The 12979-nt window shown below is 62.1% G+C and carries 18 protein-coding genes and 1 tRNA gene; 11 read left to right on the top strand and 8 right to left on the bottom strand.

Annotation, left to right across the window (positions count from 1 at the left end; translation table 11 throughout):
• The 7 genes from NE850_RS21310 to NE850_RS21280 form a co-directional block, all read left to right on the top strand.
• Nucleotides 1-446: hypothetical protein (locus NE850_RS21310; protein ID WP_310699374.1), on the top strand; the 446-nt coding region annotated here is incomplete at its 5' end.
• Between the two features lie 13 nt (nucleotides 447-459).
• Complete coding sequence (locus tag NE850_RS21305) at nucleotides 460-774, top strand: hypothetical protein (protein ID WP_310699373.1); 315 nt, start codon at nucleotides 460-462, stop codon at nucleotides 772-774.
• A gap of 168 nt (nucleotides 775-942) precedes the next feature.
• Nucleotides 943-1671: a hypothetical protein gene (locus NE850_RS21300; protein WP_310699372.1), complete on the top strand. Its 729-nt coding sequence runs from the start codon at nucleotides 943-945 to the stop codon at nucleotides 1669-1671.
• An 87-nt stretch (nucleotides 1672-1758) separates the two neighbouring features.
• Nucleotides 1759-2088 (top strand): hypothetical protein, encoded by a 330-nt coding sequence (locus NE850_RS21295; protein WP_310699371.1) that lies wholly within the window; start codon nucleotides 1759-1761, stop codon nucleotides 2086-2088.
• Nucleotides 2085-2303, top strand: coding sequence for a hypothetical protein (locus NE850_RS21290; protein WP_310699370.1), 219 nt, complete (start codon nucleotides 2085-2087; stop codon nucleotides 2301-2303). The genes NE850_RS21295 and NE850_RS21290 overlap by 4 nt, the downstream gene beginning before the upstream one ends.
• Nucleotides 2303-2782: a lysozyme gene (locus NE850_RS21285; protein WP_310699377.1), complete on the top strand. Its 480-nt coding sequence runs from the start codon at nucleotides 2303-2305 to the stop codon at nucleotides 2780-2782. Before NE850_RS21290 ends, NE850_RS21285 begins: the two co-directional genes overlap by 1 nt.
• The gene (locus tag NE850_RS21280; RefSeq protein WP_310699369.1) at nucleotides 2779-3321 is read left to right on the top strand and encodes a lysis system i-spanin subunit Rz; all 543 of its coding nucleotides are present in this window, start codon (nucleotides 2779-2781) and stop codon (nucleotides 3319-3321) included. Before NE850_RS21285 ends, NE850_RS21280 begins: the two co-directional genes overlap by 4 nt.
• Before the next feature lie 38 nt (nucleotides 3322-3359).
• Here NE850_RS21280 and NE850_RS21275 read toward each other — a convergent pair whose 3' ends face one another.
• From NE850_RS21275 to NE850_RS21260, 4 genes are all read right to left on the bottom strand, one after another.
• Entirely contained in the window at nucleotides 3360-3752 is a 393-nt protein-coding gene (locus NE850_RS21275) for a hypothetical protein (RefSeq protein WP_310699368.1), read from the bottom strand.
• A 169-nt stretch (nucleotides 3753-3921) separates the two neighbouring features.
• Nucleotides 3922-3997: transfer RNA gene (locus tag NE850_RS21270), tRNA-His, on the bottom strand.
• A gap of 89 nt (nucleotides 3998-4086) precedes the next feature.
• Nucleotides 4087-5088: a tRNA dihydrouridine(20/20a) synthase DusA gene (gene dusA, locus NE850_RS21265; RefSeq protein ID WP_310699367.1), complete on the bottom strand. Its 1002-nt coding sequence runs from the start codon at nucleotides 5086-5088 to the stop codon at nucleotides 4087-4089.
• A gap of 142 nt (nucleotides 5089-5230) precedes the next feature.
• Nucleotides 5231-5581 carry a hypothetical protein gene (locus NE850_RS21260; protein ID WP_007182139.1) on the bottom strand — a complete coding sequence of 117 codons (351 nt, stop codon included), beginning with the start codon at nucleotides 5579-5581 and terminating at the stop codon, nucleotides 5231-5233.
• Nucleotides 5582-5927: 346 nt separating this feature from the next.
• On the opposite strand from NE850_RS21260, the gene NE850_RS21255 reads away from it, so the two are divergent.
• Both NE850_RS21255 and cysC read left to right on the top strand, forming a co-directional pair.
• Entirely contained in the window at nucleotides 5928-7520 is a 1593-nt protein-coding gene (locus NE850_RS21255; protein WP_310699366.1) for a sulfotransferase, read from the top strand.
• Nucleotides 7517-8056 carry an adenylyl-sulfate kinase gene (cysC, locus tag NE850_RS21250; RefSeq protein ID WP_007182137.1) on the top strand — a complete coding sequence of 180 codons (540 nt, stop codon included), beginning with the start codon at nucleotides 7517-7519 and terminating at the stop codon, nucleotides 8054-8056. The genes NE850_RS21255 and cysC overlap by 4 nt, the downstream gene beginning before the upstream one ends.
• Nucleotides 8057-8084: 28 nt before the next feature.
• Here the strand turns inward: cysC and NE850_RS21245 are convergent, their stop codons facing one another.
• Nucleotides 8085-8330 (bottom strand): hypothetical protein, encoded by a 246-nt coding sequence (locus tag NE850_RS21245; RefSeq protein WP_007182136.1) that lies wholly within the window; start codon nucleotides 8328-8330, stop codon nucleotides 8085-8087.
• 219 nt (nucleotides 8331-8549) lie between these two features.
• The gene (locus tag NE850_RS21240; RefSeq protein WP_035518164.1) at nucleotides 8550-8762 is read right to left on the bottom strand and encodes a DUF3820 family protein; all 213 of its coding nucleotides are present in this window, start codon (nucleotides 8760-8762) and stop codon (nucleotides 8550-8552) included.
• A gap of 144 nt (nucleotides 8763-8906) precedes the next feature.
• Between NE850_RS21240 and NE850_RS21235 the strand changes: the two genes are divergently transcribed.
• Both NE850_RS21235 and NE850_RS21230 read left to right on the top strand, forming a co-directional pair.
• A complete protein-coding gene (locus tag NE850_RS21235; protein ID WP_007182134.1) occupies nucleotides 8907-9959 on the top strand; it encodes an NADP(H)-dependent aldo-keto reductase in 1053 nt (350 codons plus the stop codon).
• Nucleotides 9960-10485: 526 nt separating this feature from the next.
• Nucleotides 10486-10908, top strand: a complete 423-nt coding sequence (locus NE850_RS21230) for a hypothetical protein (RefSeq protein ID WP_007182133.1) — start codon at nucleotides 10486-10488, stop codon at nucleotides 10906-10908.
• Nucleotides 10909-10998: 90 nt separating this feature from the next.
• Here NE850_RS21230 and NE850_RS21225 read toward each other — a convergent pair whose 3' ends face one another.
• Both NE850_RS21225 and nodI read right to left on the bottom strand, forming a co-directional pair.
• The gene (locus NE850_RS21225) at nucleotides 10999-11826 is read right to left on the bottom strand and encodes an ABC transporter permease (RefSeq protein ID WP_165185780.1); all 828 of its coding nucleotides are present in this window, start codon (nucleotides 11824-11826) and stop codon (nucleotides 10999-11001) included.
• Between the two features lie 87 nt (nucleotides 11827-11913).
• A complete protein-coding gene (gene nodI, locus NE850_RS21220) occupies nucleotides 11914-12828 on the bottom strand; it encodes a nodulation factor ABC transporter ATP-binding protein NodI (RefSeq protein WP_165185783.1) in 915 nt (304 codons plus the stop codon).
• Nucleotides 12829-12979: the final 151 nt, after the last annotated feature.

The following is a 12979-nucleotide window of genomic DNA, read 5'->3' as shown; positions in this document are numbered from 1 at the left end:
TAGCTGTCTATGTTTTCGACAAGTCATTGGCGGCTGCGCCGACGGGTCTTGGATATGGCCTCCAGGTTTTCGACGCGAGCGGAAACCTCGTAGCCGACGCTCGCCAACGGCTCGCGCGGATCATGGACACGCAGTCCGGAAACATCAACAATGCGGGCCCAGGGTGGGGTCAATGGGCGCACGTAGATCAGCGCACCTATTCATGGTCCTATCCGTCGGTGAGCAAGATCGGCGTCGCTGCGATCGGCACCGCTTTCGTTTCCAGCCCGACTGGCGGCACGAACAATGGCTGGTACAACATCAGCGCACTGAAGACATCCGGAAATGTGGTGAACTTCAACTACAACTATTACCAGGTCGGAAACACGTCGCATCCTGGCAACGATGTGAACTTCGGTTCTCAATTCGATTGGCGATTCATGGCGATCGACCTCAGCAATCTTTAAACGGGAGAAGGCAATGCCGCTGCAGAAAGACTATGTGACGCCGGCCACCGGCGCCACTGCGAGCTATCACGTAGCGAAACAGGTGACGCTCGACAAGGATGGAAACAACACCTCGGTTTCAGTCGCCTCGTACCTCAATGCTGAAATGCAGGCCGCAGGCAAGATGCCGCTCTACACGCAGCAGATCGTTGTTGACGGGCTGCCGCCAGAAGGTCAGAGCGCGTTTTCATACGCGGAGCAGCAACTGGCCGCCGCGCCGCCGGACGGCAGCGCCGCGCCGACCTATGCGAATCGCTTCGCATTTTCCGGGGCGCAGATCGTTTCCTGAAACGGAAAACTCCGTGTAAACTTTTGTAAGTCAAAAACGAAGAACGACCGATCGGGGGAATCAATGATAAGAGCGATAGTAGCGGCCGGCGTTGCCGCAGTTTTTCTCGTTGCATGCGGCGGTGGCGGCGGTGATGCGCAGCCCGCGGCCAAGACGCTGACTATCTCCATGTACGGCCAGCCGCTTGTTTCGGCCGCGTCCGGCGCGACGGTTCACGCGCAATTGGCCGCGGTGGCGCAGGCTGCATCCACGTCCGCCGCCGGCGCATCGGATGCGCAAGCTACGGTGCAAACGCTTCAGGATGCACTCGCGGCGCGCGGCGTGACAGCCAACGTCACCGCTCAGGTGATGGACGGTACGACGCTTCACCAGATCGTCATGGGAGTGGACAACGGATTGCCCCCAACGCCGGACCAGTTCAAGACTGATCCAAGCGAATGGATGGTCGTCAATTTCCAGCTCGATGATATGGTGACGCCGGCAAGCGACCCAGCCCAACAAGTGGCTCTTAGGCAGTTTGCACAGGATCTGACAGTGTTCGCACAACGCGCGGCGGTTTCCGGCAAGGCTGTATTCGCGGTTCGCCCGGTTCCCACCTGTGACACGCAATATTCAGCATCGGCCGGGCTGAGCAGCGCGATGACCCAAGCGTTGGTGGACGGCGCGCCGATTCGTTTTATTGGGGAAACCAGCGTTAGTTTCTCATTCGGAAGCGGAGCCGCCGTTCCGTCCACAAACTCGCCGGGCGTCGACCACTTCGGGGCGGACTGTCGCACGCCGGATGCGTACGTGCAGAATCTCGTAGTGCAGTCGGTCGCCGACTCGATTGCAGCGGGTTACAAAGAATCAGTAGCAACGCCTGCTGCAGCAAGCGGAGCATCAGCGACAGGGACGTAAAACCAGTCGAGCATCAAGCAAAGCCAGCCTTCGAGCTGGCTTTTTTATTGGCCGCCTGCGGGCGGTTTTTTCATTTCCGGGGCGCGAATGGAAGGAAACAAAGAAATCGTCGAGGCGCTCAACGGCCTGCGGGACGACATGAGCCAGCGCCACTCCGAAAACATCACGCAAATGGCGGTGACGGACCGCAAGGTGGAAGAGGTAATTCGCCGCGTCGACGATTTGCATGATGCGTTTCCGGGAGGCGATTGGGACGGCCACCGCCGTTACCACGAGGCCGTCATCAAGAAGCTGGAGGCGCGCGAAAAGTTCTATCAGGACCTGCGCGTGGAGCTCGCGAAGAAGGGCCTATGGGCGCTGGCCGTGATGCTTGGCCTCGCGCTGTGGGCATTTTTCAAGTCAAAGGTGAATTCATGAAGCCGGTCTCTTACTGGCGTAGCGCACACCGGCGCAACTCGGTGCGCGCGCTGATCGCGTCGACGGCCGTTTCGTTCGTCGGTGGCGTCTGGTCGGCGCTGCCCGAGGCGTGGATCGACCGCCTGCCGGTGTGGATCGTGTTGTCGGTCCCGTTTGCAATCAGCGCCGTGGGGCTCGTGCTGGCCTATCTGCATCAATCGTCACTGGAGGAATGATGGCGCGTCCGGGCAAGAAAAGTCTCACGGCAATTGTGGGCGCGGCCGCGGCGGCGGCGCTTATCACCATCGTGCCGAAGTTTGAGGGTACGGTGCTCGTCGCTGCTCCGGACCCGATTGGGATCGTAACGGCGTGCATGGGCGACACGAAAAACGTGAAGCTCGGCCAGCGCTTCACGCCGCAGGAGTGCGAGCAACGCCTCGAGCAGCGTCTCGCCGAGCATGCGCAGGATGTCGACCGGTGCACGCCGCTCGCGGCGATGACCTGGTATCAACGCGTGGCATTTATCTCGTTTGTATATAACGCGGGCGCCACTGCGTATTGCGGATCGACGATGGCGAGGAAGGTGAGGGCAGGCGACTATGCCGGCGCATGCGCCGAGCTGTCGCGCTGGACGTATGCCGGCGGCCGCCAGTTGCCGGGCCTTGTGAAACGGCGCGCGACCGAACGCGCCATCTGCGAAGGGAAGATGCAATGAACGGATATTTCATCACCGGCATTGCCGCCGGCGTGCTCGGCATCGCTATCGGCGCCGGCGGCGCCTATACGTACGAGAACCGCGAGCTGCTCGCCGAGCAGGCTGCTCACGCGAAGGATAACGAGCGGCACGCCGGCGACCTGAACGCGATCTCGAAGGCGGCGCTCGACGCCGAGCAGCGCGCAATCGACGCGCACAACAAAGCTGAAGCGGCGATTTCCGCGGCGGATGCTCAAATCACGAAGGAGAAGGACGCACATGAAACGGACAATCGCAATTACCGCGCTGCTCTCGCTGCTGGCACTGAGCGCGTGCGGGTCGCCGTCACCAACTGTTCTGCAGCCGGTGGCAACGACGCAGCCGGAGCTCCCGGCGCCGCCGGCGTGGGCAATGGTGCCGCCACCTACGCAGACCTCGACCGAGCGGTTGCGGAGCGCGTTTTCAGGGTCGCCGGAGACGACGACAACGAAATCAGCAAAGTGAAGGCGCTGCAGGCATATGTCTGCGCTATCCGCCCGGCGACGCCCGGGTGTCGCTGATCTGTACGAAGAATGGTAGCTGCGACAGAGTGCGGCGGCTACCGGCGGTTCTGGTGGCCGCGCGCAATGAGGAATGCGGCTCGATCGACGGGATCATCCGGATCGAAGTCGAAGCCGGCCGCACCCTCGGTGAGTCTCGCCGGCGGCTGGTATTTCCGCCCTTTGCCGCCGACCGGGCCAATGCGGAACAGCTCTGCCTCCACAACCGCGCACGCGTCGCGCAGCGGGGCATCTTCGCCGGTGAGTCGGCCGAACTCGGCCCGGCGGGCGGCGCGCGCGGTTTGAGCAAGTAAAACGTTCAGGTGGGCCAGCGTTTCGCGCGAATGCTGCACCTCCATAATCAGGCGCCAGACATCCGTGTTTTGCTTGTACAGCTGATACCACTCGCGCAGCTCGGCGAGCGTTGGAGGGATGAACGGCGGAAGAGTCACAGCAAACTCAAGGTACTGTATGGATGTACAGTCTATGTTGTTTGGCGTATGGCGGGAAGGGGTAGGCCGATTCCCGAAATGGGAATTTTCGCGGGAATAAAAACAAAAACGGCACTGTAAATAATCACAGTGCCGCTACGATAACCACTTGAACTGACTAAAAATTCTTTGGGGTGGCTGATGGGGCTCGAACCCACGACAACAGGAATCACAATCCTGGACTCTACCAACTGAGCTACAGCCACCACTGACATCTGCTTGACTTGCCGTAAAAACTTGGCTCGCCGATGAAGAAACGAGATTATACGAACAAGAATCTCGTTTGCCTAGTCCTTTATTCAAAAATTTCGACAGGCTCGCGCAGATGCTGCCTTGCTTCGTCGAAGATGCTCAGATCGCGTGCGGCGAGGCGTTTGCTGTCCGACAGGACACGGCGCCATCCACGTGCACCCGCTTCGCCGCGATAGAGGCCGAGGGCGTGGCGCGTAATGGCGCCGAGATAGGTGCCGCGCGCCATTTCAGCGGCGCAATAGTCGATCAGTTTTGCTTCGACCTGCTCGCGAGTCAGCGGCGAGTCTGTCGAACCATAGAAGCGGGCATCGACATCGGCCAGCCGATATGGGTTGTGATACGCCTCGCGTCCGAGCATGACACCGTCGACGTGTTGAAGATGAGTCTCCACTTCATCAAGCGTCTTGATGCCGCCGTTGATGATGATCTCCAGATGCGGGAAGTCGCGCTTCAACTGATACGCGTAGTCGTATTTGAGCGGCGGAATCTCGCGATTTTCCTTCGGGCTCAAACCCTTCAGAATCGCGTTGCGCGCGTGCACGATGAACACATTGCAGCCCGCATCCGCAATCGTGCCGACGAAATCGCGCACGAAACCATATTCTTCGACCGCATCGACGCCGATGCGGTGCTTCACCGTCACCGGCACGGATACCGCATCGCGCATGGCCTTCACGCAATCGGCGACGAGTTGCGGCTCGTTCATCAGGCACGCTCCAAATGCGCCGCGTTGCACGCGCTCGGATGGGCAGCCGCAGTTCAGATTGATCTCGTCGTAACCCCATTGCTCGCCGAGCTTCGCCGAGCGCGCGAGGTCGTCGGGTTCGCTGCCGCCGAGTTGCAGGGCGACCGGGGCTTCTGCGGGCGTGAACGCGAGTTGACGCGGCACGTCGCCATGCAGCAGCGCGCCGGTGGTTACCATTTCCGTGTAAAGCCACGTATGCCGGGAGATCACGCGATGCAGGGAACGACAATGACGATCAGTCCAGTCCATCATGGGTGCAACCGATACGCGGCGCGGACTGGGAATTCGAGGTGACGACATGGGGCGGCCAGACGGCTTGATTCAAAACACCGATTTTACCGCAAGGCATGAAATCGCCGCCTTGCCGGGAGACCCGCGAGCGTTTCGAGCCAGAAGCCATGCAATCGACCGGCCCGCGAGTCACGCGCGGGCCACGTCAACGTCAATGTCCATGTCCTCCGCCGTGGCCGCCACTGCTGCCCCAAGAACTGCCGCCTCCGCCGTGGTAGCCGCCGTAACCGCCGCCGTGCCAGCCGCCGCCATGCCCGCCGTTTCCGCCGTGCCATCCATGACCGCCATGCCAGTACCCGCCACGGTAGTAACAGCAGGAGCCGCCCCAGCCGCCGTAGATACCTACGCTGCCGTAAACCGGCGCATACGGTGGTCCGTAAGCGTAACCGTAGCCGGGGTAATAAGGTTGCGCGTAGCCATAGTCGTATGCCGGTGCAACCACGCATCCGTTCAGACTGGCCATCACCGCCAACAGCGCCATTGATGCAATGAGCCTGCTCACGATTTTCTCCTTCGCATGAGATTGAGAAAAGACGCACGCCCAGGAGTTCAGCTGCATTTGTGTCCGCACATTACGGGTCGCCCGCGACCTGGCGGCTCCGTGAGATATACATGGCGATCGGAGACCACGGAATAAGGCGCAGCGGCACGCTTCCACACCTTACGTGATCCTCCTGCTGTAACAGTTAGTTAAATTTCCGCAACGCAACTGTAGGGCGCGCCTGTTAAGTTCCCTTCAGACAATTACCTCGAATCCAGGCCGTGCCTATTTACCCGCCGGACGAAAAGACCACACCCGCTCACTGTCAGGACCGCTCGATGCGAAGCCCGCAAAAATCCAGCCGTCAATGAAGTACGATCCACAGCCGGCCACCGCTTCAGAATGGCGTGCCGAAGGCGACGCTTATGCGGCGCGCGGCGAACTCGCCGCCGCGCTCCAACGTTTCGAAAACGCGCGTGCGCTTGCCCCTGCAGATGCGCTCGTGCATCAGCGCCTCGCGGCGACGCTCGCCGCCCTGAACCGTTTTCCCGAAGCCCTCGAACGCTATCGGGAAGCGATCGCGCTCGATCCGCGCGACACGGATTCGCATCACGGCCTCGGCTGGACGCTCGAGCAGATGCATCGGCTCGAACAGGCGGTGGACGCCTATCGCGAGGCCGCTCGCCTGAATCCGCAAGCCGACGGCTCGCACAACAACATGGGCAACTGCCTGCAGGCGCTCGGCCGTTTCGACCAAGCTCACGCAGCGTATCGCCGCGCAATCGAAGCCGCGCCGCAGGTGCCGCTGTACTACCGCAACTTCGTGCAGACCAAGCGCCTCACTACTGAAGATCCGGTATTCGTCGCGATGGAACGCCTTGTCGGCAATGCCGCGTCGCTCACGCCGGCCAATCAGGCGGAGATTCACTTCGCGTACGGCCAGGCGCTGTCCGATGTGGGCCGCAACGACGCGTCGTTCGCTCACTTCCTGAAGGGCAATGCGTTGCACCGCGTTAGCGTGCGCTACAACGAAGCGGACACGCTCGGCCTGTTCGCGCATCTGCCCGAGCTGACGGCTTCGGAAGTGCTGGAGGCGAAGCGCGGTCTGGGCGATCCGTCAGCGGCGCCGATCTTTATCGTCGGCATGCCGCGCTCGGGTTCGACCTTGATCGAACAGATTCTCGCCAGCCATCCTCGGGTATTCGGCGCGGGTGAGCGCACGGAATTCGGGGAGGCGCTGGTGAGCTGCATTCGCCGCGATCCGGCCGATCCATTGCGGATCGACATTGAAGCACTTGGGGACGTCGACGCCGCGCCGTTGCGCGAACTCGGCGCGGACTATCTGCGTCGCATGCGCAACGCGCTGCCGGAAATTCAGAGCCTCGCGCGGAACGAAGAAGCCGACCCGACTCCGCGCTATACGCACTTCACCGACAAATATCCGTTCAACTTCATCAACCTGGGTCTGATCCATCTGGCGCTGCCGAATGCGCGCTTCATTCACAGCAGCCGCGCGCCTTTGCAAACCTGCCTGTCGATCTTCTCGCGCATTTTTCACGACGTGCCGTTCAGCTATGATCTCGGCGAACTGGGCCGCTACTATCGCGCCTATAACGCCCTGATGAACCACTGGCAACGTGTGCTCCCCGAAGGTGTAATGATCGAAGTCAAATACGAAGAACTGGTCGACGATTTCGAAGCCAATGTGCGCCGCTTGCTCGCGCATTGCGGGCTCGACTGGAACGAGCGCTGCCTGTCGTTTCATCAGACCACGCGCCAGGTGAATACGGCCAGTTCCGCTCAAGTGCGCCGGCCCCTGTATAAAACTTCAGTGCAACGCTGGCAGCCGCAGCAGGCGTTGCTTCGACCGCTGTTCGACGGCTTGGGCCCGGAACTCATGCCGGTTCATGGCGGTCAGCCTGACGAGGTCGTGGCAACCGGCGTGGAGCGTCGCTCATGAGCGCGGCTCGCGGTGCCGTGATATGGATGACGGGGCTCTCCGGCGCCGGCAAGTCGACGTTGGCCAACGCCTTGCATTTGCGGTTGAAGGAAGCAGGGCACGCCGCGATCGTGCTCGACGGCGATGTGCTGCGGCGTGGACTGAACGCCGACCTCGGCTTCACGCCCGAGGACCGCACCGAAAACCTGCGGCGGGTCGCGCACGTTGCCGCGCTCTTCATGCAGCAGGGCTTCGTGGTGATTGCCGCGGTGATTTCGCCGGAGCATCGGCACCGGCGCGCGGCGCGTGAAATTGTCGGCGATGGATTCGTCGAAGTCTTCGTGAACGCTCCGCTGCAGGTCTGCGAAGCGCGCGATGCCAAGGGGCTCTATGCCCGTGCGCGACGCGGCGAGATTGCGCATTTCACCGGTATTTCCGATCCGTTCGAAGCACCGCTCGCCGCCGATGTGGTGATCGAAACTGATCGCATGCCGGTCGACGAGGGCGTAGACCGGTTGCTCGCGCATCTGGTCGCGATGGGGCGTGTGAGCGGATAGCGCGTTGTCCTTATGCTGCTCGCGCCATCTATCGCAACAGACCGCCCGAATGATGGAGGACCGGATACACGCCGATGATGAACGCCGCGTAGATCGCGGCCATCGTCACGCCGGCGGCGGTGCCCCAGATGTCGCGCGATGCGGCACCCTGGCGGAAATGAACGGGCAGTCCGACGACCACGTAGCCGATCAGAAAGAACGCGATGACCGCCCGTACCGGCGAGAGATCGTGGCCGATAAATTCGAGCAGCGCGGACCAGTTGAATTCAGACATGGACGGGCAGGCAGGATGACGGGCAGGACGACATACGGACAATGGCGGGAACCGTGGCAGAGCGTGCGAGAACCTACGTGGATTAAAGTCCATTCAGCCGGCAGGGTACAAGCAAAAGACTGTATGAATTTGTACAGATCTGCATGGCTTGCACGATGCCTGCGGGCTAACTTTCAACCGCGCTTCACGACACTTCGCGGCGCTTTCACCGCGAGGCGATCAGCGCTTGCGCAAGGGCTCGAGTAGCGACTTCAAACCGTTGTGATCGATCTCGTGCATCAAGGCGAGCAGCCTGCCGATTTCGCCCGGCGGGAAGCCCTGACTGGCAAACCAGTTTAGATAATGACCGGGCAGGTCCGCAATCAGGCGGCCCTTATATTTCCCGTAAGGCATGATGCGCGTGACCAGCAGTTCGAGGTGTTCGGGATTCATTGCGGAAGGGGCGGCGCGGAGAAACCTTGCGCGTGGAAAAACGGGCGGCGCCCGTTGGAACCGCATTTTAGCGTGCCCTGCAGGTATCGCGCGGGCGTGGTAACGTCAGCGCTTTTCGTTCAACCAATCAACAGGACAAGTTCGATGGAATACCGCAGCCTTGGCGATTCCGATGTGCAGGTTAGCCTGATCGGTCTCGGCACCATGACATGGGGCGAGCAGAACACGGAGCAGGAAGCGCACGCGCAGATCGATTACGCGCTCGATCACGGCGTCAATCTGATCGACACCGCCGAAATGTACCCGGTGCCGCCGATTGCCGAGACGCAAGGTTCGACGGAGCGTTTCATCGGCACGTGGCTCGCGCAGCATCGCAGCGCACGCGAGAAAATCGTGCTCGCCACGAAGATCGCCGGCCCGGCGCGTCAACCGCATAACCCGCGCCATATTCGTGGCGAAGGCAATCAGTTCGACCGCAAGAATCTCACCGAAGCGCTCAACGACAGCCTGAAGCGCCTGCAAACGGACTACGTCGATCTGTATCAGTTGCACTGGCCGGATCGCAGCACGATGACGTTCGGCCGCGCCTCGTATCCGTGGGTCGACGACGCATACACGGTGCCGATCGAAGAGACGTTGTCCGTGCTCGCGGAATTCGTGAAGGCGGGCAAGGTGCGTCACATCGGCGTGTCGAATGAAACGCCTTGGGGTGTCGCGCAGTTTCTGCGCGCGGCCGAAAAACTCGGCTTGCCGCGCATTGTCAGCATCCAGAATCCGTACAGCCTGATCAATCGTACGTACGAAGCGGGTCTGTCCGAGTACGCGCATCGCGACAACATCGGCCTGCTGGCCTATTCGCCGCTGGCCTTCGGCTGGTTGTCGGGCAAGTATGAAGGCGGCGCGCGTCCGGCCGGCGCCCGCATCACGCGGTTCGAACGCTTCCAGCGCTACAGCAAGCCGCAAGCGGTGCAGGCCACCACGCGTTACGTGGAACTGGCGAAGCGTCACGGTCTGGCGCCCGCGCAGTTCGCGCTCGCGTTCGTCAATAGCCGGCCGTTCGTGACCAGCAATCTGATCGGTGCGACCTCGCTCGATCAATTGAAGGAAAACATTGCCAGCGTCGACGTGAAACTCTCGCCGGACGTGCTCGCGGAAATCGATGCGCTGCATGAATTGCAGCCGAATCCTGCGCCTTGATGCGCGAACGGCGGCGCGTCGGTTCGAGTCGGGCTTGAAAGAAGAATGAAGACTGAGTGCCGCTCGAATCGCCGCGCTGTCCCAAGTGCCTCGGCTTCACGGCCGGGGCACTTGCCGGATGGTCGGCATCTGAAATGCCATCACTGCCGGGCGCACGCTTAGCGGACCTTTGGCTTGCCGCGCACAGCATGAAGCGCGAGCGAACTCGCCCCCGCACAGAACATCGGATTGCAGCCCGGCGCGATCCGATCGCCAGCCAGCCAGCCAGCCCGCGCGCGGCGAGGCCACGCTACGGCGTGCGTGCGATACCTCTCCATTCGCCGTCGATTGGAAGGCAAATGTCCCTGCCGGAACACGAATCACGACCTAAACTGTGGTGGACGGGGCGGACTGAAAGCGCCAGACCGCGCGGCCGGCATTGCTGCAGCGCACACCGGTGGTAGGATTCAGGCCGAAAAAGGGAACGCGGCGCGCGCACGACGCAGCGTGCCGTCCACAACAGAGCGATAGGAACTCAGGACATCGAATGGCGCAACAAAAAACAAACCCAAAACTTGAGCAGGCGCTGACGCGCGGGGATCTGGCAATCCGTCAGGCGAATTCGGCGCGAGCGACGGCATTGCTGCGGGCATTGGGCAAGATGATCGTGGAGGCTTCGGCGACCATCGGCGTGGAAGCCTTCACGCTGATTCCCGACGGCGACCGGATCTATGATCCGGCCGATGGCCTATGGCCACAGGAATTGCAGATCTCGCTCGACGGTCCGGTTGAAGAATCCGATCCGGACGAAGTTCGCACGGTCCGGCTGATCGCCGATGATCCGGCCACGATGTTCCGGGTCGAATGGCAGCGCGCCGACGGCAAGATCGGCCGTCAGGACGGCGGACCGTTCGCGACGGTGGCGTTTATTTCCGACGTGGACATTCCGTGGACGGACGACGAGGACTGAGCAGGGGCGGGCCGCGACAGGCGCTGATCGCTGTCCGCTGTTAGCAACCGTTAGCCGGGCATCAGCGCCTGCGTTACTCGAAAGCCGGGCCTACTTCATCATTCTGCGTCTGAACAGAATCGCCGACACGATAAAGCCGCCCAGTGCATACGCCGTCAGCAGGGCCACATGCAACAGCGCGTGCTCGACCGGCCGCCCGAGCATGGCCGGCCGCATCAGGTCGACGGCATGCGCCAGCGGCAGCACCTGGGTGGCGCCTCGCGCCATGACGGGCAATTGCGACACCGGAAAGAACACGCCGGACAGTAACAGCATCGGCGTCAACACCAGCGTCTGATAAAACATGAAGAAGTCGTACGAAGGCGCGAGCGCCGTGACGACCATAGCGATGCTCGCGAACGCGAGCCCGGTCAGCACGATGACCGGCAACGCCAGCAGCATCGACGGAAAATTCGCGTAGCCCAACGCGCCGGCCACCAGCATGATCGCGGCGCCGGAGAGTATCGACTTGCTGGCCGCCCAGATCACTTCACCCAGCACGATGTCGCCGAGCGTGAGCGGCGTGTGCATGATCGCTTCCCAGGTGCGCTGTACGTGCATGCGCGAGAAGCCCGAATACATCGACTCGAAGCTCGCCGACATCATCACACTCGACGCCACCGTGCCCGCGGCGAGAAAGGCGATATACGACACGCCGTCCACATGGCCGACCATCAGCCCCAGCCCGAAGCCGAGGCCGAACAGATAGATCATCGGATCGGCGAGATTGCCGAACATCGAGGCGATCGCAAGCTTTCTCCACACCAGATAGTTGCGGCGCCATACGGCGATCCAGTTGGTTGCGTTCGCGGGAAAGGCGGCGAAGGTTTCCTGTTTCGATGGCGTGTCGCCCGGGCTTTCGTATGTGCGTGCGTTCATTGCGTGTCTCGTGCCGTGCCCCTCGAGGGGCTTCCTTCTTCGTTATAGCCGTAGCGCGTTGCGTGCGATGCCGATATCCATGCGCCTCTAGTCCTGCATCTCGCGACCGGTGAGCCGCAGGAACACATCTTCCAGATTCGCCGGCCGATGCAGATAGCGCAGATCCGCGCGCTGCTTGAGGCGTGCATGCACCGGTTGCGCGTCGTTGACGTAGCAGAACAGCGTCTCGCCGCTGATCTCGGTGCGCTCGACGAGCGGCGCCAGTTCATCGCGCAGCGCAACCGGATCGGGTCCGAAAATCTCGATCACGTCGCAACCGATCTCAGAGGCGATCAACGCGCTCGGCGCGCCTTCGGCGATCTTGCGTCCTTCCTCGATCACGCATAGCCGGTGGCAGAGCCGTTCGGCTTCTTCCATGAAGTGGGTGGTCAACAAAATGGTCTTGCCGCGCGCGAGCAACGAGCGCAGCCGCTCCCAGATCAGATGCCGCGCCTGAGGATCGAGGCCGGTGGTCGGTTCGTCCATGATCAGCACGTCGGGGTCGTTGACGAGCGCGCGCGCCAGCGTGAGGCGCCGCTTCATGCCGCCGGAGAGGTCGCTCACGCGCGCGTCCGCCTTGCTTTCGAGGCGCGCGAATTCGAGCAGCGGCGGCACCATCGCCCGGCATTGCGCGGCGCTCATGCCGAAGTAGCGGCCGAACACCAGCAGGTTCTCGCGCACCGTGAAGTCGGGGTCGAGATTGTCGAACTGCGGCACCACGCCGACGCGCGCCCGGGCCACGCGCGCGCGGCTGGGGATCGGCTCGCCGCACAGGCGGATCGTGCCCGCATCCGGTGCCGCGATGCCGAGCAGCATGCGCAACGTGGTGGTCTTGCCCGCGCCGTTCGGGCCGAGCAGGCCGAAGCATTCGCCGGGGTTGACATGGAACGACAGCCCGTCGACGACCGTTTTTTCGCCGTAGCTTTTCTTGACCTCGTGAAATTCGATGGCGGCTTCAGGCATGGATCGAACGAGTCTCCGGGAAAGACATGAATGACGCGAATGGCCGGGAAGGCCGCCTATTCTAGGGCATCGGCTGCCCGGCGTCGGTTCGCTCCCGACGTTCCGGCGTGGGTTTCCTGCACTGCGGCATCGACCTGCGGACGCCGCCCGG

The organism is Paraburkholderia sp. USG1, assembly GCF_031570135.1.
Taxonomy (GTDB): Bacteria; Pseudomonadota; Gammaproteobacteria; order Burkholderiales; family Burkholderiaceae; genus Paraburkholderia; species Paraburkholderia dioscoreae.
The sequence above is the reverse complement of the archived record's forward strand: the minus strand, read 5'-3'. Positions and strand labels throughout refer to the sequence as shown.